16 protein-coding genes are annotated in these 20,565 nt (G+C 44.0%); 6 read left to right on the forward strand and 10 right to left on the reverse strand.

The annotated features are described in order from the left end of the window. Window positions 1-36 precede the first annotated feature (36 nt). The 4 genes from ACNPNW_RS10640 to putA all read right to left on the reverse strand — a co-directional run bounded on the left by ACNPNW_RS10640 (window position 37) and on the right by putA (window position 6,480). A complete protein-coding gene (locus ACNPNW_RS10640) occupies window positions 37-597 on the reverse strand; it encodes a lecithin retinol acyltransferase family protein (RefSeq protein ID WP_026055785.1) in 561 nt (186 codons plus the stop codon). A gap of 392 nt (window positions 598-989) precedes the next feature. Next, a complete protein-coding gene (locus ACNPNW_RS10645) occupies window positions 990-1,214 on the reverse strand; it encodes a hypothetical protein (protein ID WP_004279838.1) in 225 nt (74 codons plus the stop codon). 243 nt (window positions 1,215-1,457) lie between these two features. Beyond that, window positions 1,458-2,540: a tRNA (uridine(54)-C5)-methyltransferase TrmA gene (gene trmA / locus ACNPNW_RS10650; RefSeq protein WP_004646753.1), complete on the reverse strand. Its 1,083-nt coding sequence runs from the start codon at window positions 2,538-2,540 to the stop codon at window positions 1,458-1,460. Between the two features lie 184 nt (window positions 2,541-2,724). After that, window positions 2,725-6,480 (reverse strand): trifunctional transcriptional regulator/proline dehydrogenase/L-glutamate gamma-semialdehyde dehydrogenase, encoded by a 3,756-nt coding sequence (putA, locus tag ACNPNW_RS10655; RefSeq protein WP_004646755.1) that lies wholly within the window; start codon window positions 6,478-6,480, stop codon window positions 2,725-2,727. A 118-nt stretch (window positions 6,481-6,598) separates the two neighbouring features. On the opposite strand from putA, the gene ACNPNW_RS10660 reads away from it, so the two are divergent. Next, on the forward strand, window positions 6,599-7,093 hold the full coding sequence (locus ACNPNW_RS10660; protein WP_004279833.1) for an Lrp/AsnC ligand binding domain-containing protein: 495 nt from the start codon (window positions 6,599-6,601) through the stop codon (window positions 7,091-7,093). Window positions 7,094-7,172: 79 nt separating this feature from the next. Here the strand turns inward: ACNPNW_RS10660 and putP are convergent, their stop codons facing one another. Next, a complete protein-coding gene (gene putP, locus ACNPNW_RS10665) occupies window positions 7,173-8,681 on the reverse strand; it encodes a sodium/proline symporter PutP (RefSeq protein ID WP_004646756.1) in 1,509 nt (502 codons plus the stop codon). A 421-nt stretch (window positions 8,682-9,102) separates the two neighbouring features. Here putP and aspA point away from each other — a divergent pair, with 421 nt between their 5' ends. The 5 genes from aspA (at window position 9,103) to ACNPNW_RS10690 (ending at window position 16,788) form a co-directional block, all read left to right on the forward strand. Next, complete coding sequence (gene aspA, locus ACNPNW_RS10670; RefSeq protein ID WP_420937276.1) at window positions 9,103-10,545, forward strand: aspartate ammonia-lyase; 1,443 nt, start codon at window positions 9,103-9,105, stop codon at window positions 10,543-10,545. 130 nt (window positions 10,546-10,675) lie between these two features. Beyond that, on the forward strand, window positions 10,676-11,041 hold the full coding sequence (locus ACNPNW_RS10675) for a hypothetical protein (protein WP_004646758.1): 366 nt from the start codon (window positions 10,676-10,678) through the stop codon (window positions 11,039-11,041). A 123-nt stretch (window positions 11,042-11,164) separates the two neighbouring features. Then, window positions 11,165-14,623, forward strand: coding sequence for a transcription-repair coupling factor (gene mfd / locus ACNPNW_RS10680; protein WP_004646759.1), 3,459 nt, complete (start codon window positions 11,165-11,167; stop codon window positions 14,621-14,623). Window positions 14,624-14,852: 229 nt separating this feature from the next. Beyond that, on the forward strand, window positions 14,853-15,287 hold the full coding sequence (locus tag ACNPNW_RS10685) for an HIT domain-containing protein (protein ID WP_004646760.1): 435 nt from the start codon (window positions 14,853-14,855) through the stop codon (window positions 15,285-15,287). 55 nt (window positions 15,288-15,342) lie between these two features. Further along, the gene (locus ACNPNW_RS10690) at window positions 15,343-16,788 is read left to right on the forward strand and encodes an adenylate/guanylate cyclase domain-containing protein (protein WP_004729820.1); all 1,446 of its coding nucleotides are present in this window, start codon (window positions 15,343-15,345) and stop codon (window positions 16,786-16,788) included. An 89-nt stretch (window positions 16,789-16,877) separates the two neighbouring features. On the opposite strand, the gene fdx is transcribed toward ACNPNW_RS10690, so the two are convergent. The 5 genes from fdx to iscU all read right to left on the reverse strand — a co-directional run bounded on the left by fdx (window position 16,878) and on the right by iscU (window position 20,494). Then, complete coding sequence (gene fdx, locus ACNPNW_RS10695) at window positions 16,878-17,216, reverse strand: ISC system 2Fe-2S type ferredoxin (RefSeq protein WP_004279821.1); 339 nt, start codon at window positions 17,214-17,216, stop codon at window positions 16,878-16,880. A 15-nt stretch (window positions 17,217-17,231) separates the two neighbouring features. Further along, window positions 17,232-19,091 carry a Fe-S protein assembly chaperone HscA gene (gene hscA / locus ACNPNW_RS10700; protein ID WP_448766967.1) on the reverse strand — a complete coding sequence of 620 codons (1,860 nt, stop codon included), beginning with the start codon at window positions 19,089-19,091 and terminating at the stop codon, window positions 17,232-17,234. Between the two features lie 41 nt (window positions 19,092-19,132). Then, complete coding sequence (hscB, locus tag ACNPNW_RS10705; protein ID WP_004646764.1) at window positions 19,133-19,648, reverse strand: Fe-S protein assembly co-chaperone HscB; 516 nt, start codon at window positions 19,646-19,648, stop codon at window positions 19,133-19,135. A 104-nt stretch (window positions 19,649-19,752) separates the two neighbouring features. Continuing rightward, the gene (gene iscA / locus ACNPNW_RS10710; protein WP_004279817.1) at window positions 19,753-20,073 is read right to left on the reverse strand and encodes an iron-sulfur cluster assembly protein IscA; all 321 of its coding nucleotides are present in this window, start codon (window positions 20,071-20,073) and stop codon (window positions 19,753-19,755) included. A gap of 34 nt (window positions 20,074-20,107) precedes the next feature. Further along, on the reverse strand, window positions 20,108-20,494 hold the full coding sequence (gene iscU, locus ACNPNW_RS10715; RefSeq protein WP_004279815.1) for a Fe-S cluster assembly scaffold IscU: 387 nt from the start codon (window positions 20,492-20,494) through the stop codon (window positions 20,108-20,110). Window positions 20,495-20,565 lie beyond the last annotated feature (71 nt).

Genomic DNA, 20,565 nt, shown 5'->3' on the forward strand with positions numbered 1-20,565 from the left:
TGCTCACAAAAAATCATCGGCAGGCTGAGCTTTAAATTAACGATGTTTAAGATTGGTCAGGTCTGACACTTTGGTTTTAGCCTGATCTTGCAATTCACGGTATTGTTGCAAACGCAGATTGGCTTTATCTCTGAGTTTTTTCTTGATGTACAGCGCCAATGCGAAACTGGTCGTGGTCAGGGTCAGGAACATGCTGTTCATAAAACTCATCATCGAGCTGATATAACCAATCGTGGTCAGGCGATTCATCATATAAATTACTTGCGGGCTACTTTCCACACCGGTAATCGCCCAGGTACACAAATGTTCGCAATTATTAATAATCAGATGATAGTTGTTTTCATGCATTCTGGACCGCATGCGGCGCACCACTTTACGACCTTTATATTTTGCCGAGTCATAATGTTGCATATGAATTGGTTTGCCATGACTGAATTTTTCAATAGAAGTTATTTCAATCGGGCGTTTCTTGAATAAATGCGCAAAGCCGGAATAATGAATGACACGACCACGTCCGGCGTAAATCCCATGATGGGTATAACCGAAATGTTTAACCATAAGATGTGCGCCTATGGGAAACCGTTTAGTCTGTTGCATATCAGAATTAAGCCATTTAAAAAAGCATTGTCGTTTAATAGGAAGTGTACTGTGTTTTGCTAAATTAATCGATGCCTTGCCTGAGTTTCAGATCAGAATTGAAGAGTTATTAAGCCAAGTTTTAAAGGAGCTAGAAGAGAGCAGAATTTAGAACATATTCTTCTGATAAAGGTTTTAAATAGCCTAAGCAAGTACTAAAATTTCTGCAAAATCACAAGCATGGATCAAGGAAGTCATTCAACATTTTCTGCCTGATCCCTGAAGCTTTTAAAGTTGAAGTTAATAAACTATGCTGAAATAGAGAAGACCAAACCCTTAAACTAAACTTTCAAGCATAAAAAAAGCACCTGACTACGCAAGTGCTTTCTTTATACGGCTGTAACCTTGGCCGATTACTGCAATGGCAAGTGCTGAAGTTCATTCAGTTCTTTGCGGCTATAGCCGCGAGATACAAGAACCTTTTTAATTCCGATGATGATTTCTTCATCAGTAGCTTTAGAAAGTGCTTCAAGAAGCTGTTCATTTGTCTTGCAAGAGCAATCATTTTCAACACAAGCAATTTGATTCTTGTGTTCATTGTGTTGTTCATGAGAAAACAACTTTTGCCAAAAACTCATAGAGCCTTCATACAACAACCTAACATAGAGTGAAATATAGCCAATTAAATAAATAAAGCAATAGGACCTATGTGATAAAAGCAGCAGTCAGGCTAGAAAATTTCCGATTGAAGCCTAAAGGTCTAACGATATTTCTTGCTGTACAAGTCAATATTTATTATTAAATACATGATTTATAGTATAAAAAATGGAGCTTCAAAAAGCTCCATTTTTGTAACAATATAATAAATTGAAACAAATTCTTTATACTTTTTCCAACAATACACCCGTTTCAACATGATGTGTATACGGGAACTGGTCAAACATGGCGAACTTGCTGATTCTATGCGTTTGAGACAACTGTTTCAGATTGTCATATAAGGTATCTGGATTACAAGAAATGTAAATAATACGCTGGAAACGCTGTAACAGTTTCAGCGTTTCATCATCAATACCAGCACGCGGTGGATCGACAAATACCGTATCAAAATCATAAGTCGAAATGTCAATTTGTGCTTCCTGCAAACGACGGAAAACACGTTCGCCATTATAGGCTTGAGTGAATTCTTCGGCAGACAGACGCGCAACCTGAATATTTTCAATCTGGTTCTGCTCAATATTCCACTCAGCTGCATAAACTGAAGATTTGGCTAATTCAGTGGCCAAAACACGGCGGAATTTGGTCGAAAGCGGCAGGGTAAAGTTCCCATTGCCACAGTAGAGTTCCAGCAAATCTTTATCTGATTGTTCCGCTGCATCACATGCCCATTCCAGCATTTTTTGACAAACTTGTGCATTGGGCTGGGTGAAGCTGCTTTCGATCTGCTTATATTTATAGTGACGATCAAAAACAGACAGTTCTTCCACCACATATTCATCAGTCAGGACGAATTTCTGGCCACGGCTTCGGCCAATCAGTTTAATATTCAGTTTTTCCGCCAGTGCTTTTGCTGCAGGTTCCCAGCTTTCATCCAGCTTGCGGTGATAAATCAGGGAAACTAGGACTTGGCCACTTAAAGTCGCCAGAAAATGGACTTCAAATAGACGATGACCCAGATTGGCATCTGCCTTGAATGCTTCAAGTAATTGTGGCATCAAGTCATTAATGCTGCGGTCTGCAATTGGAAATTCATCAATACGAATGACTTTTTTATTGTTGTTCTCGTCACGTTCGAACATGGCATAAAACAGATCATCTTCAGTATGCCAGATCCGGAATTCAGCACGCATGCGGAAATATTTTTCAGGAGACTGGAATACTTCTAAAGCAGGTGGTTGATATTCGGCAAACTGAGCGCTGATGCGTTCAATTTTGGCTTCAAGTTGTTGCTGATAAGATGAAGTCATATGCAGTAAGAAATCGCAAATATTTTAAAGCGCAAATGGTAGCAAAAAATTGCCGATCTGCCTAAGCCTATTGTAGTCAAGCCGCTTTAAAAGCTGCATAAAAAAGACCAAACCTTCTGAGGAGAGAGGTTTGGCCATAAAGAGGAAAGATTTAAGCTAAAAATGCTGAGATGATTGGACTGATTTAGAGATTATCCATCGTCATCAAGCTGGCATTGCCGCCTGCCGCCGCCGTATTGATACTGATCGCGCGTTCAATCACAAATCGCTCGACCGGAATATCATAGTTGCCCGAACTTAAATGGGTGATACCAATAATTGGACCTTGGCGTGTTGCAATGCGTTTCTGCAAGTCAATCAGTTCAGTAGTGTCACCATGATGCAGGACGGCCTCAAATACACCTGTTTCAATATCCCGGACCACTTTAAATTGCTTGCTAACCGCGGCTGGCATGGTTGGTAAATATTTCAGAATAAAAGTATTGTTTGCCAGTACCGCAGGACGACTGCCAACCGATAAAATCGCCAGAATTTGCTGAATCTGGTCTTGATCCCTATGTGCTAACGAGAGAACGCTTTCACGTGGCAAGATCATGTATTGATTTTCCTCGCCAGTTGGGCCTTGCAGGCTAAAGCTTTGACCAGTCGCAATTTGCATAGGCGCTTTTAAAGATAAAGTTGGGAAAGTTTTAGCTACCCAGGCTTTAAACTCCTGAACAAGTTTATGTTCAACAAGTGCTGGCTCAGCTTGAGCTGCATAAGGCTGAGCCAGTTTTTTCTCGGATACTTGATGCATTAAACGATAGATATACAACGGGCCACCCGCTTTCGGGCCGGTGCCGGACAGACCTTCACCACCAAAAGGCTGGACGCCCACGACCGCACCAACGATATTGCGGTTGATATACAGGTTGCCGACTTCCGCTCGTGCAATCACGGTTTGCATGGTTTCATCAATACGCGTGTGCAAGCCCATGGTCAGGCCATAACCCTTGCTGTTGATCTGATCTAACAACTGTTCCAGTTCGCCATATTTATAGCTGATCAGATGCAGTACCGGGCCAAACACTTCACGTTCCAGATCATCCAGATTTGGAAGTTCAATCAGGGTTGGTGCAATGAATGTTCCTGGAGTTAATTCAGTCTGGTCCTGATTAAACATCAACTGATGAACTGTATGACCTTTGCTGCGCATCTGCTCGATATGCTTTTGGATATTTTGCTGGGCTTCTGCATCAATCACTGGACCAATATCGGTTTTCAGCAAGACCGGATTGCCAACGCGCAACTGTTGCATCGCACCTTTGAGCATGCTGCGTACGGCCTCCAGATTATCTTCCTGAACACAGAGGACACGCAGGGCAGAACAGCGCTGACCGGCACTGTCATAGGCAGAGCTCACAACATCCAACACCACCTGTTCAGTCAATGCAGATGAATCCACAATCATGGCATTTTGACCACCAGTTTCAGCAATCAGGGTGACGCTTTCTCCAAACTGGTTTATTCGTTCTGCCACGGTTTTTTGTAGAATTTGGGCGACCTCGGTGGAACCGGTAAACATGATGCCCTGAATACGTGGATCTGCACTGAGCTGTGCACCAATGGTTTCACCACGGCCCGGCAATAGCTGTAACACATCCTGCGGAATGCCGGCTTCCCATAAAATCTGTACGGCTTGTGCTGCAATGAGCGGTGTTTGTTCAGCCGGTTTGGCAATCACGGTATTGCCAGCGACCAGCGCTGCTGAAATCTGACCGGTAAAAATCGCCAGCGGGAAGTTCCATGGACTGATACATAGTACAGTACCTAAAGGCTGGATCTGTACATTGTCACTGAGATCCAAAACTTGAGCTGCATAGTAACGCAAGAAATCTACCGCCTCACGTACTTCGGCAATCGCATTGGCATAGGTTTTACCTGCTTCGCGAGAAAGAAGAACCATGAGCGGAAGCAAACGCTGTTCCATCAGTTCTGCGGCTTTATTCAGGCAGGCAGCACGCTCATTTTTTGGCAGATTGGCCCAGAAACTTTGTGCATTAACTGCTTGAGTGAGTGCAATTTCAGCCTGTTCAGAAGTTGCTTCATAGACTGTGCCGACCACATCCTGATGGTGTGCTGGATTGATCACTGGAACTGCATGGGGCGTATCCACGCTGCTAAATGCCGTTCCCATAGCAGCTGACTGAAATTGCGTATTTGCCAGACTGGATGCGACTTCATTTAAAATACTGAGTTCAGCATCATTGGCCAAATCGAGTCCTGAAGAGTTCAATCGTTCATCGGCATAAAGATCTTGCGGATAGGGAATATGCGGATGCTTGGCACCCAATACGCTTTCCTGTTTTGACGCCTTTAAAATGGTTTGCTGTGGATTTTCAATCAAATCTTCAATTTTCAAGGTTTTGTCAGCAATACGATTGACGAAGGAGGTATTGGCACCATTTTCCAGTAAGCGGCGCACCAGATAAGCCAGCAAGGTTTCATGATTGCCGACTGGCGCATAGATCCGGCATGGTACACCGAGTTTATTTTTCGATGGATCGCCCACGACATTTTCATACAGTGGTTCGCCCATGCCATGCAGACATTGGAACTCATATTGGCCGGCATAATACTGCTCAGGTTGTGCCAGCTGATAGATCGTCGCTACCGTTTGTGCATTGTGAGTGGCAAATTGTGGGTAGATATAATCCGGTTCAGCCAACAGCTTACGCGCACAAGCAATATAAGACAGATCCGTATGCACCTTACGAGTAAATACCGGATAATCTGACATTCCATCAATTTGGGCTTTCTTGATTTCGCTGTCCCAATATGCGCCTTTGACCAGACGAATCATCAAGCGTTTCTGGCTGCGCTTCGCCAGATCAATGATGTAATCCACTACATAGAAGCAGCGTTTCTGATAGGCCTGAATCACAAAGCCAATGCCTTTCCAGTCCTGTAATTGTGGTTCAAAACACAGGCGTTCTAACAGTTCAAGTGAAATCTCAAGGCGATCACTTTCTTCAGCATCGATATTTAAACCAATATTGTATTGCTTGGCCAAGACCGCGAGTTTCAGTACTTTTGCATAGAGCTCATCATGCACGCGATCCATTTGCGAACGCTGATAACGGGGGTGCAGCGCAGAGAGTTTGATAGAAATGCCAGGCCCGTCATAAACATCCTTATCCTGCGAAGATTGACCAATGGCATGAATGGCTTGCTGATAATCCTGATAATAACGTTCAGCATCCGGATCGGTCAGTGCTGCTTCACCCAGCATGTCATAGGAATAGCGAAAGCCTTTTTCTTCCAACGGTTCGGCATTTTTCAGGGCTTCATCAATGGTTTCACCCGTGACAAACTGCTCGCCCATCATGCGCATGGCAACATCGACAGCCTTACGGATAATCCCGCGGCCACTGCGTGCCAAAAGACCGGTCAATAAGCTAGACAGGCTTTTTTGCTGTGGGGTTTCCATCAGCTTGCCGGTCAGCATCAGTCCCCAGGCTGCTGCATTCACAAACATCAATTGGCTCTGGCCCAAATGTTCTTTCCAGTTACCTTGATTGATTTTGTCACGGATCAGCAAGTCACGTGTGGCTTTGTCCGGAATCCGCAGTAAGGCTTCTGCCAGACACATCAGGGCAATGCCTTCCTGAGAAGATAAAGAAAATTCCTGCAATAAGCCTTGGACAATACCGGCTTTCCCAGTGGAACTTTTGCGTTCACGTAAGGAATGTGCGAGATCAAAGGCAAGCGCCTGAATCTTGTCACTCATCTCGGAAGAAATTTCACTATGGGCCAATAACTCTTCGACGCATTCAGTTTCTGCACGACGCCATACCGTATTAATACGTTCTTCGTATTGGTTTTTGTGTTTAAATTCAGCAATATAATTTGAGTGCTGGGCTGAATCTAAAATTGAATCTGGGCGGAGAGTGGTTGGCATAGTGACTTCCTGTACTGCGTCAATCAGTTCTTTGAGGTGAATGAGTTTTAATCTATAATCACAGAATATTTGACGAATATCTCACTATAGTTTTCGCTTTTTTTAGAGAATAATTCTAATGCCAAGTCCTTATTTGAACCTTGACCGTATAGATATTCGTATACTGGGTTTATTGCAATCCGATGCCAAGCTATCCAATATCAAACTGGCTGAACTGGTCAATTTGTCGCCTACAGCAGCCTTGGCGCGTGTACAAAAGCTGACCCGGGAAGGTTTTATTGTGGGCTATGAAGCGCGCCTCAATCCAGTCATGTTGAATAATGGTTTTGTGGTCTTTGTTGAAATTTTATTGGATAAAACCACGCCGAATGTTTTAGATGAATTTTCCCATGCTGTGCGGCAGATTCCTGAAATTATCGAGTGTCATATGATCAGTGGCGGGTTTGATTTCGTGGTAAAAATCCGCTGTGCCAATATGGATGAGTTCCGGAAAATCTCTGGTCAGATCTTGTGGCAATTGCCCGGAATTAAAGAAACGCGCAGTTATCCGGTGATGGAAGTGATTAAAGAAAGTCAGCAGATCCATCTGAAAATGCCGGGAAAAGCCAAGTAATTTTCAAGAACTTCATTTGTGAATCTAAGAAACATAAAAGGGACGATTAAGTCCCTTTTATGTGCAAGAAAAAAGGTGATTATTTTTTCATTTCTGCCATTTCTTTTTGATACTCGGCTTTAGCCATTTCAAAGCGTTTGACCACATCAGCACTCGGTGCTTTATCCAGCAGGCTGACGATGATAATGCTGAGGGTGGCCAGAATAAAGCCTGGAATGATCTCATACAGACCGGTATCACCCATATAATTTTTCCAGACAATTACAGTCATGGCACCAACCACCATACCCACAATTGCGCCGTTGAGGGTCATTCGTTTCCAGAATAGCGACAAGATAATCAGCGGGCCAAATGCAGCACCAAAGCCCGCCCAGGCATAAGCCACCAGACCCAAAACCTTACTGTTCGGATTAATCGCCAGTGAAATGGCAATTAGGGCAATCACCAAGACCATGCCGCGACCGACCCAGATCAGTTCTTTTTGTGAAGCATTTTTACGCAGGAAACTCTTATATAAATCTTCGGTCAGGGTGGTTGAGCAGACCAGAAGCTGACAGCTCAAGGTGCTCATAATTGCCGCCAAGATAGCAGCCAGAATGATTCCGGCAATCCATGGATTAAACAGGATTTTGGTCAACTCCATAAATACCGTTTCAGGGTTTTGATTCACCACCGAAGCCAATGCGGGATTGACACTGAAGTAGGCAATACCGATATAACCGGCAGCCACTGCACCGCCTAGGCATAGAATCATCCAGGTCATGCCAATACGGCGTGCAGCAGGAATGGTTTTGACCGAATCTGCTGCCATAAAACGCACCAGAATATGCGGCTGACCAAAATAACCCAAGCCCCAAGCCAGACTGGAAATAATCGCAACGGTGCTTAAACCTTCAAGCATGCTTGAAGCATGTGGGCGAGCCGATTCAAGGATGACACTCACTTGCTGGCTGTTGTCGCCCAGAGCCAAGAAGGTAATGATCGGAGTCAGCAATAAGGCAAAAATCATCAAACCGGCTTGGAATGTATCTGTCCAGCTGATCGCCAAAAAGCCACCAATACAAACATAAAGAATCGTCGCCATCGCACCAATCACAAGCGCTGTGGTGTAATCCCAGCCAAACAGGCTTTCAAACAGTCGTGCACCTGCGACCATGCCTGAGGCACAATAAATTGCAAAGAACACCAGAATCACCAAGGCAGACAAGACCCGTAAAATACGTTTACGATCGGAAAAACGGCTAGTGAAATAATCCGGCAAGGTTAGAGCATTGTTCTGATATTCAGTATGGGCGCGCAGTCGACCTGCCACGAGTAACCAGTTCAGCCATGCACCGATAATCAAACCGATCGCAATCCAGACTTCTGACAGACCAGACAAGTAAATGGCTCCTGGAAGACCCATCAACAGCCAGCCACTCATATCCGATGCGCCCGCCGAAAGTGCAGTGACGACACTGCCCAGACTCCGTCCACCTAGAATATATTCGTCAAAATTGGAGGTGGCACGATAAGCATATAAACCGATTGCAATCATGGCGATAATATAAAACATGAAAGTAATCAGGGTGGGGTTTAAAGAAGTCATGGGCAGGTCATCCTGTAAATATGGAAATCATCGTCCAAGATGATTTTTTGTACTGAGATTGCAAGGAGGTGATTCAAGCATGGTTTAAAAATTACACTCTGTAACAATTACACAGCTTTTATGTATACCTATTGTAAATAGAGTAGTAATTCACTGAAATTGAATTAGGAATAACTTGAGCGGATAAAAGGCAATACGACGTCGAATTCAGGGGAAAAGTGGAAATTTTGAATAAATAATGAAAATATTTGAATCTTAGCCAATTGCTTACACAATCTTACAAAACTCACAGCTTTAGCGTATTGGTAATAAATCGTAGCAAATCTAGGTTAAAGTCTTCCTATTAGGCCTGTATTTGTTTGCTCATATTAATGTCACACCAAATACGGTGCATCGCCAAGAGTATTTTTTAGTGGACAATATGCTTCAAATCGAACCGACCCGCATTGAACGTGATTTATTGGGGGAAAAACAAATCCCGTTGCATAGCTATTATGGGATTCATACCTTACGTGCCATCGAAAATTTTAAGATTTCTGGATTGGCGGTGGGGCAACAAACGCACTTTATTCGTGCTTTGGCCCAAGTGAAAAAAGCTTCGGCACAAGCCAATCTGCACTTTCAAAAATTGTCCGAGCAGACCAGTACTGCCATTCAGAAAGCTTGTGATGAATTGATTCAGCATCCGGAAGCGTGGCAAACGGCATTTCCACTCGATCCTTATCAGGGCGGTGCCGGAACCTCCATCAATATGAATGCCAATGAGGTGATTGCCAATATTGCCCTAGAAATGTCGGGCCATCAGAAAGGTGATTATCACATTCTGCATCCGAATGATCACGTCAATACCTCGCAATCGACCAATGATGTCTATCCAACGGCTTTGCGTCTGGCGACCTATAGCAGTCTGGATGAGTTATTGAGCGTGCTTAAAGCATTGATTGACTGTATCGATCATAAAGCTGCCGAATTTGAATATGTCATCAAGATGGGACGTACCCAGTTACAAGATGCCGTGCCGATGACCATGGAACAGGAATTCCGGGCATTTGCCACCTTATTAAAAGAAGACCTGAAGCTGATTGGACAGATGCGACAGTTATTGCTGGAAGTCAATTTAGGCGCCACCGCCATTGGGACCGGGGTGAATACACCGCCGGGCTATGCCAAGCGGGTGGTGGAAATCTTGGCGCACCTGACAGGTTTACCTTTAAAAGGTGCAGCAGATTATGTCGAGGCGACCAGCGATTGTGGCGTCTTTATTATCTTGTCGAGCAGTTTAAAACGTCTGGCAGTGAAATTGTCCAAAATCTGTAATGACTTGCGCTTGCTCAGCTCGGGGCCGCGTACAGGGTTAGCTGAAATTCGCTTACCTGAGTTACAGGCAGGTTCTTCGATCATGCCGGCAAAAATCAATCCGGTAATTCCAGAAGTTGTGAATCAGATTGCATTCCGGGTGATTGGTAATGACTTAACCATTACTATGGCTGCGGAAGCCGGGCAGTTACAATTGAATGTCATGGAACCTGTGATTGCCGTGGCGATGAATGAATCAATTCAATTATTGACCCAAGGCATGCAAACCCTGAATCAGAAATGTATTGCTGGTATTCAGGCCAATGAACAGATTTGCTTAAGTTCCGTCATGCGCAGTGTCGGGATTGTGACCTTGCTTGAACCGATTCTGGGACATGCCAAGTGTGATGAAATCGGCAAACAATGTATGTGGGAAAATAAAACCGTGCCACAGGTGGTATTAGAGTTAGGCTTATTGAGTGAAGCGCAATTAGAAGAGATTTTTGCATTTGAAAATCTGGTGTCTGAAATACCTGTAGCAGAGAGTCAGCTCGAACAGGTTTCTTGATAGCATAAATTGTCTTGAAACAGCTCAAATCAACTGATCGTTGTGATTTTGACAATTTGCCTCAAGTTCGATATGTGGATTTGAGGCATTTTCATCTAGACTAGGGTCTGAACTTTATTTGGCTGGGTAAATGGCGATGTTTGATAAAATCAGTGCATTATTTAAAACTAATAAACCGACTGCTGCACAGCTATATTTAGACGAGCAGAATATCCAGCATGTCGAAGGCACAGGTTATATCGTGGATGGCATTGATTTAAATCAGGAACTGACCACACGCTTAGAATATTTGTCCAATCGCCGTCTAAAACAGTTTGATGATTTAAAAGCTTTATACGACACCGCGATGCTGATCAATGAAAAGATTGATCTGGAAATTGCCCATCAGCGTTTTAATGTGACTTTGGGAAATACCGAAGAGAACCTGCTGCAATTTAAAATGATCCTCAAGAAGTTAAATGATTATTATCGTAACTTTCTGCGAGAGAAAAAATAAGTGTTAAAAGTGGCTTGAAATCGAAGCGTATGGATGTGGCAAGACTGCATAAAAATAACAAAATATCCTGAGATCATCGTGCTAGTATAAGCCTCAGGTTATTTAGACTTTAAAGCTATATCCATGTTCCAACAAGAAATTTCCCAACTCAATTTACCACAACTCAAAGCAGGCGAGAAACGCTGGTTAGGCAATCTGCAAGGTTCCTCGACGGCATTGTTGCTCAAAGAAATCGTGCAGCAGCAATCGCGTTTATTTATCGTGATTGCACGTAATAATCAGCATTTGGGTCAACTGGAAAGTGAACTGGAATTTTATGGGGTTAAACCCACGATTTTTCCAGATTGGGAAATCTTGCCTTATGACCGTCTCTCCCCCCATCAGGATATTGTCTCGGAACGTCTGGCAATCTTATCCAATATGCCAAAAACTGGCGTACTGTTGCTGTCCGCCTCAACTTTGGCACAACGTGTGGCGCCGACCTCATGGATTCTGGGTGAGCATTTCGATATTCATGTCGGTCAGAAATTTGATCTGGAACAACAAAAGAAAAAGTTGATTCAGGCCGGTTATCATCTGGTCGATACCGTCTATGATCCAGGTGAATTCGCGGTACGCGGCAGTATCATGGATATCTACGCATCGGGACAGGAAGCACCGATTCGGATTGACCTGTTTGATGATGAAATTGAAAGCCTGAAATTTTTCGATGCCGAAACTCAGCGCACCACGCAAAGTTTGCAGCAGTTTACCGTATTGCCGGCACAGGAATTTCCGCTCAAGGAAGGTCGTGCCACTTTCCGTGACCGCTATGCCGAATTTTTCCCGACCGCGAATCCAAAGAAAAACCCGATCTATCAGGATGTGATGGATGGCATAGTCTCGCCGGGAATCGAGTTTTATTTGCCCTTGTTTTTCAGCGCGGAAGCCATGCAAGGCCAAAGTTCACTGATTTCGTACCTACCGAAGAATGGCATTGTCATTACAGATAAGGCTCTGGACGAAAGTCTCAGCCAGTTTTGGCAAGATGTGGTGCGCCGTTATGAAGATCGTCGCCACAATGTCGACCAACCGATCATGCCGCCTGAAAGCCTGTTTTTTCAGACCAATCAGGTGCTGGAGCAGCTGAACCAGTTTGCACGCATCATTGCCGCACAAACATCTTTTGATCAAAAAGCTGGGGTATTGAATCTTGATACCCAGTTGCCACCGCGTCTGCCCGTAGATCCGAAACGTGAAAAACCGTTTCATGAAATCAAAAAATATATTGATCAGGCTAATCATCCGGTATTGCTAGTGGCTGAAAGTGCTGGACGCCGGGAAAGTCTTAAAGATGCCTTAAGGCCAAGTCTGGGTGATATCCCCACGGTTGAAAATTTTGATAGTTTTATTCAATCTCTGTATGCAATTGCCATTACCAATGCGCCTTTAGAGCGTGGTCTGGTATTGACCGATCGTGTCAGCGTAATTTCTGAAAATCAGCTGTATGAACATCGCGTGGTACAGCGCCGTCGCAAACGTCAACAGGAAGTTTCCGAAGAGTTTCTGATCCGAAGTCTAACTGAGCTGACCATGGGCGCGCCTGTGGTACATATCGATTATGGGGTCGGACGTTATGCCGGTCTGGTCACCCTAAGTATTGATGATCAGGATCACGAATTTTTGCAGCTGGATTATGCGGATGCCGCCAAAGTCTATGTGCCGGTGACCAATCTACACTTAATCAGCCGGTACAGTGGTGGTGATCCGGATCTGGCACCTTTGCATAAACTGGGTACGGACGCATGGAATAAAGCCAAACGTAAAGCGCTGGAACAGATTCACGATGTCGCGGCCGAATTGCTGCATATTCAGGCACGGCGTTCTTCCAAGCCCGGGATCAGTTTTGAAATCGATCAAAGCCTGTATATGCAATTTGCCAGTGGCTTTGCCTATGAAGAAACACTGGATCAGGCCAATGCGATTGAAGCGACGTTGCATGACATGCAGCAGGCCAAGCCGATGGATCGTCTGGTGTGTGGTGATGTCGGGTTTGGTAAAACAGAAGTCGCAATGCGTGCCGCATTTGTTGCAGTACAGAATAACCGGCAGGTGGCGATTCTGGTACCGACCACTTTGCTGGCACAGCAGCATTATGATTCATTCAAAGACCGCTTCGCCGACTGGCCAGTCCGGATTGAAGTGCTGTCACGTTTCGGCTCTTCCAAAGCACATACCAAGACCATTGACGACCTGATTGAAGGTAAAGTCGATATTGTGATTGGTACACATAAGATTTTGCAGGAAAATGTTCAGTTTAAGAATCTTGGCTTGATGATTGTCGATGAAGAGCATCGTTTCGGGGTGCGCGACAAGGAACGAATCAAGGCGATGCGTGCCGATGTCGACATGCTGACACTGACTGCAACTCCAATTCCACGGACACTGAATATGGCCTTTAGTGGCATGCGTGATCTGTCGATTATCGCCACACCGCCGGCACGCCGTCTTGCGGTGAAAACCTTTGTGCAGGAACATACCGATGACACCATTAAAGAAGCGATTCTGCGTGAATTGCTGCGCGGTGGTCAGGTTTATTTTCTGCATAATGAAGTTGATACAATCGATCGTGCCGCCGAGCATATCCGTAAACTGGTGCCGGAAGCGCGGGTGATTGTGGCCCACGGGCAGATGCGTGAACGTGAACTGGAGCAGGTGATGCAGCAGTTCTATCACAAGGAATACAATGTTCTGGTATGTTCGACCATTATTGAAACCGGGATTGATGTTCCGAATGCCAATACCATTCTGATTGAACGTGCTGACAAGCTGGGCCTGGCACAATTACATCAGCTACGCGGACGTGTAGGACGCTCACACCATCAGGCTTATGCCTACTTAATGGTGCCGTCTTTAAAAGCCTTAAAAGGTGATGCAGAAAAACGTCTGGATGCCATTCAGCGTGCTTCGACCTTGGGTGCCGGTTTTATGCTGGCAACCGAAGATCTGGAAATTCGCGGCGCAGGTGAGTTACTAGGTGAGCAGCAGAGTGGTTCGATGCAGGCTATTGGTTATAGCCTGTATATGGAAATGCTGGAAAAAGCCACCAAAGCCATTCAAAAAGGCAAAACGCCAAACTTCGATGCACCATTGTCATTGACTGCCGAAATTACCCTGCATATGCCAGCGTTGATTCCAGATGAATATCTGGGTGATGTGCATCAACGTCTGTTGTTCTATAAACGCATCAGTAATACTGATACCCAGGAAAAACTGGACAATATCCGGATGGAATTGATCGATCGTTTTGGTATACCGCCGCAACCGGTCAAACAGCTCTTTGCTGTACATCAGATTCGATTGAAAGCCGAGCAGCTTGGTATTACTAAAATTGATATCAGCAGTCAGGGTGGGCATATTGAATTTGCACCGGATACTCCGGTTCAAGCCATGACGATTATCCAGATGATGCAGAAACATCCGACCTATTTCCGGATGGATGGCGGTCAACGTCTAAAAGTCATGGTCATGCTGGAAGACTATCAAAAGCGGATTCAGTTTATACAGGATTTACTGGACAGTCTGCTTAAAGAATTGCACTGATTTTATTCGATTAAATCAGCCTGAAAATTCAGTTTGGATTTCATTTTCCAATGAAGTTTGCAGGAACAACAGGCTTGATTTTTTTAATGAATTGTTTACAGTAATTGTTGTGATGTGCTTCGCAACAAATCATGAGAATTTGTCTTTAAACACATTGCTTTCAATATTCAGCTTCAGTTGGATATGTTAGTATTAGCCATCATTCTAATTTTGCATCATTTATAAAGATATGTTTAGTTTGCATCCACAACTTGCTCAAGATACGTTTTTTGTAGGCGACTTTCCTTTGTCAACATGTCGTTTGATGAATGATATGCAATTTCCCTGGCTCATTCTGATTCCACGTGTGCCGGGTGTCTCTGAATTATATGAATTGAGTCAAGCTGACCAAGAGCAGTTTTTAAGAGAGTCAAGCTGGTTATCAAGCCAGCTGGCACGTGTTTTCCGTGCAGATAAAATGAATGTAGCAGCGCTGGGTAATATGGTGCCGCAATTGCATTTTCATCATGTAGTTCGTTATCAGAACGACGTTGCATGGCCGAAGCCTGTTTGGGGTACACCTGCTGTTCCTTATAGCAGTGAAGTATTGGCACATATGCGTCAAACCTTAATGCTGGCTTTACGTGGTCAGGGCGACATGCCATTTGACTGGCGCATGGACTAATCAGCCAAGGCATTCCGAGAACCATGAACAGTTGCGGACTTCAGGGAGGGAGTGAGTGCAATTAGACGACTGGATTCAAAAAGAACCCCATCAGTTTGAGTATTTCCATCGCATGATGGGATACATCATGCTGTCTGTGGTTCTGGTCGTCTTTCATTACACTGAACCAGATACCCAGTATCAGCTTTTTGTTCCATTTTTTTTGTTTCTGGTTTTGCTAATTACACCGAAACTATCTCGCTGGCTGATCTATCGTCATGATTATCACATCCGGCGTAATATTCTTTTCCTGATTGATGTCATTGTCATTTCGGTGGTTTTGGCGGCCGTGCATCTGGACTTGGTCTTGTCCTTGCTGGGTCTGGTCGCAGTGCTCTATACCGCGATCAGCAATAAAATTTCATTTATGATGGCATCTCTAGCCAGCCTGATCGGGATTACGCTTTTTTATCTGGCCAATATTCTGGTCTTTGGGTTTAATAATTATTTCGAACCGACCAGCAGTGAGTTGACCGTTTTAGGCTTTATCTGTCTGATTACCTATTTTGGTGTCGGAAGTTTTTATCAAAGTGGTCGTGTGCAATACATGACCCAGAAAAAAGACCATTATTTCGAACAGATGAACCGTTATATGGAATTTGCCAATCAGCTGAGTCGCTATGCGCCCGTGCAGTTATGGCAATCCATTATGAAAGGTGAATCTGAAGCCAAAATTGAATATAAACGTAAAAAGTTGACGATCTTTTTCTCTGATATTCAAGGCTTTACAGAGCTATCTGAAACTCTGATTCCAGATGATTTAGCATTCCTGTTGAATGACTATCTTCGGCATATGACCGAAATCGCTAAAAATTATGAAGCGACTGTCGATAAATTCATGGGTGATGCCATCCTGATTTTCTTTGGTGATCCGAACTCCGAAGGTGTGGAACAGGATGCTAAGAACTGTATGGAAATGGCATTGGCGATGCGTCAGCAAATGAAATTGCTGCGGGAACGCTGGATTAAAATGGGTTATCCGCCACTGCATATCCGCATGGGGATTTCAACCGGTTATTGCCACGTAGGGAATTATGGGGCTACGCATCGTATGGCTTATACCATTGTAGGACGTGATGCCAATCTGGCAGCGCGTTTGCAAAGTGCAGCGGAAGTCGATGAAATCCTGATTTCGGAAGATACTCATAATCTGATCAAAGATGATTATCTTTGTGCACCGAAAAAGCCGATATTCTTGAAAGGCATTAAAGCACATGTAAGAACCTGGCAGGTCATGGAAAAATATGCGTCTCAGAAAGTCGAGTATCAGCGCTGGTTCGATTATGAATATAAGGGCTTTCATTTATTGCTGAATCTGGATGAAGTGCAAAACTTTGAATATCCTGAGCTGATTCATGTACTAGAAAAAATGATTAAACGCATTGAAACTCAGCAGAAAATGACCAATTCACAAGGTATTGTCAAATTGAAGCTTGAGGATGAAGTAATTGAACACATTTAAAGTTCATGTAAATTTACTTTAATTGTTTCTTATAAAGAGAAAAAACCACGCATGAGCGTGGTTTTTTATTTTAGCCTGCAACGAAAATCTTAGTGATTTTCTGACGCATGGTTAATGGTGTATTTTGGAATTTCAATTTCCAGATCTTCATCGTCCAGTTTAACCTGACAAGAAAGACGTGAATCAGGTTCTAAACCCCAGGCACGATCGAGTAAGTCAGCTTCAACATCATCCATTTCTTCCAGGCTGTCAAAACCTTTGCGTACCACTACATGGCAGGTGGTACACGCTGCTGACATATCGCAAGCATGTTCGATTTTAATGCCATTTTTTAGCAGGCTTTCGCAAAGATTGGCATTTTGTTCGACTTCAAACTCAGCACCTTCGGGGCAAATCTGCGCATGTGGAAGAACTTTAATACGTGGCATAGTCGTTACCTTAAATTAGTTTGAGTTTGACCAGTCGTCGAGTTTAGTGCCCTTAAGAGCTGCATCAATATGTTGATTCATACGTGCTGCTGCAAAAGCATCACTATGTATTTTAAGCTGTTCAACGGCAGATTCAATCGCTTTGATATCTGAACCCTGAAGCTGAGTTTCAAGTTGTGCTTGCGCAGTTTGCAGTGCTGCAAGTTGATCTTCAGTCAACAGACCGGCATCCGCTTGGAGTGCCTGAACCAGTGCTTCCAGCTCACGCTGTGCTTCCACTTTGGTTTCATTCAAATGACGAAGATTCTTATCTTCTTCAGCGAACTTATAACCGTCTAGCAACAGACGTTCAGTATCTTCACCCGATAAACCATAAGATGGTTTGATATCGATTTGAGCCGTCACGCCAGAGGTGGTTTCTTTGGCAGATACAGTCAGCAAGCCATCTGCATCGACCTGGAACGTCACTTCAATACGTGCCTGACCGGCAGTCATTGGTGGAATGCCATGCAGGACAAAACGCCCTAAACTACGGCAATGCTCAACCAGATCACGTTCACCTTGAACCACATGAATCAACATGGCAGTCTGGCCATCTTGATAAGTCGTAAATTCCTGACGACGAGCGACTGGAATCGCAGTATTACGCGAAATTAATCGTTCAACCAGTCCGCCCATGGTTTCAAGACCAAGAGACAGAGGCGTCACGTCTAATAGTAATGAGCCATCAGTTGAGTTGCCAATCAATTGGTTCGCAGTAATTGATGCGCCAATCGCAACCACTTCATCCGGATTAATAGTGCATAGTGGTTCTTGATTGAATACTTCACGCACGGCTTTTTGTACTGCATAAGAACGGGTTGAGCCACCGACCAAAACGACATTTTGAATGTCATCCAGTTCAAGCTTGGCATCACGCATCACACGCTTACATACGCTGATGGTCTTATCCAAAGCAACTTTAATGATCTCTTCAAATGTCGGACGGTCAAGCGTCAATACCTGATCAAGCAATTTGAGTTGAACTGAATCTGCATCAGACAAAGCTTCTTTGGCTTTACGTGCTGCAACCACAAAATGTGCATATTCTGCATCATTCAAGGTGTCAATATTCAGTTGTTTCTTGGCCCATTTCAGGATCAAACGATCTAGGTCATCACCACCGAGGGCAGTGTGGCCACCGGTTGCCAGAACTTCAAACACACCTTGACTAAAACGCAGAATCGAAACGTCAAAGGTACCACCACCCAAGTCGTAGATCACATAGTTGCGATCTGTACTTAGATTGCTTTCCTGATCGAGACCATAAGCAACAGCAGCAGCGGTTGGCTCATTCAACAAACGTAAAACATTCAAGCCAGCAAGTTGAGCAGCATCACGGGTTGCCTGACGCTGTGCTTCATCAAAGTAGGCCGGAACAGTAATAACGGCACCATTGACCGGATTTTGCAGACTGGCTTCAGCGCGGTCTTTCAACTGCTTTAAAATTTCTGTAGAAATCTCAACCGGCGTCTTACGGCCTTGTGCGGTTTCAAAAGCCGGCATTTCATTCGCTTCACCAACCAACGCATAAGGATGCTGGAATTTGATGTCAGCTTTCGAGCGACCCATAAAACGTTTTACAGAAACGATGGTGTTTTTAGGGTCAGTAGTAATGAAAGGCGCAGCTTCATTGCCGTATTGAGTCTGTTGTTCTGCATAATGCACGATAGAAGGAAGTAGCACACGACCTTGTTCGTCATTAAGTACTTTGGCTTTACCTGAAAGAACCGTGGCAACCAAAGAGTGGGTGGTGCCTAAATCGATACCAATCGCAATGCGGTGTTCATGTGGTGCACTTGATTGACCTGGTTCTGCAATTTGCAAGAGAGCCATAGTGTTACATCCTTTGCACGTTAAATATTAAATACTAAAAATTAGAAATCATCATCAAGATCAAAGCTGTCATCGTCCAGGAAGCGGTCTTCCGCTTTGTCGATATCGGCCATGACTTTAACGAAGAAGCGTAGTTTGCGCACTGTATCGCGTGCTTCGGCCCAGTCTTCATCCGCATAATCAATTTTGAACTCGCGAACCAAGCCCTCAATCCATTGCTGGACTTCGACTTTCAGTGAAGTTAAATCTTCAGCAGAAGTTGCATCGTCAAGTTGTTCACGAATTTCCAGAGCGTCCTGCAAGAATTCAAAATCACTGATCGACTGATCTAAGTGATAATCCTGTTTCTTGAGAGACAGTAAATACGCTGCACGGCTATCGACCGCTGACAAGGTTTTAAATGCCTGATTGATATCACTTGATTTAATCAGAGCCTGATCTTTGTCTTCAGCTTTATCTGGGTGATATTGTTGCTGCAACTTTAAAAATTCAGTCTTTAAAGCCGCTAAATCAATATCGAGTGCTACAGGAAGGTTGAACAACTCAAAATGATTCATGGGAGATGGGATCCGCGATTAATGTGCAAAAGTAACTGTATAAATGCAATTAAAACAGTGTGAAACACACTGTTTTAATGTCAAAAAGAGAATAACTGCCGGGTTTATACAGTGAAGGATTCACCACAACCGCATTCGCCTTTTTTGTTGGGGTTGTTAAATTCGAAGCCTTCGTTCAAGCCGTTTTTAACATAGTCCATCTCCATACCTTCAAGATAAACCAGGCTTTTCGGGTCAACGAATACTTTAACCCCAAACTGCTCAAAGGCTTGGTCATGTGTATCGACTTCATCGACGAACTCGAGCACATAGGCCAGACCAGAACAGCCTGAAGTTTTCACACCAACGCGAATGCCTTCACCCTTACCGCGATTTTTTAAATAATTGCTGATATGAGTTGCAGCATTTTCAGTTAAATGGATCATGAAAACTCCGTTAAAATTTCAAAACGTGGAACAATTAAGCTTTAACTTTCTTGCTACGGTAGTCTTCTACAGCTGCTTTGATTGCATCTTCAGCAAGAACAGAGCAGTGTACTTTTACTGGTGGAAGTGCAAGTTCAGTTGCAATATCAATGTTCTTGATCGCTTGAGCTTGATCCAAAGTTTTACCTTTGAGCCATTCGGTCACAAGTGAACTTGATGCAATGGCAGAACCACAACCATAAGTTTTGAAACGTGCTTCTTCAATCACGCCTTCATCGTTTACCTGAATCTGTAAACGCATCACGTCACCACATGCTGGCGCACCAACCATACCAGTACCAACGTTTTCAGCATTTTTATCTAAAACGCCAACATTACGAGGGTTTTCGTAATGATCAATTACTTTTTCGCTATAAGCCATGTTGCTTCTCCAAACCTCGGGGTCAGCCTCAGTATTAAATATGGGGGTAAAAAAACTTTTCTCAATGAGAT

The organism is Acinetobacter endophylla (genome assembly GCF_053543775.1).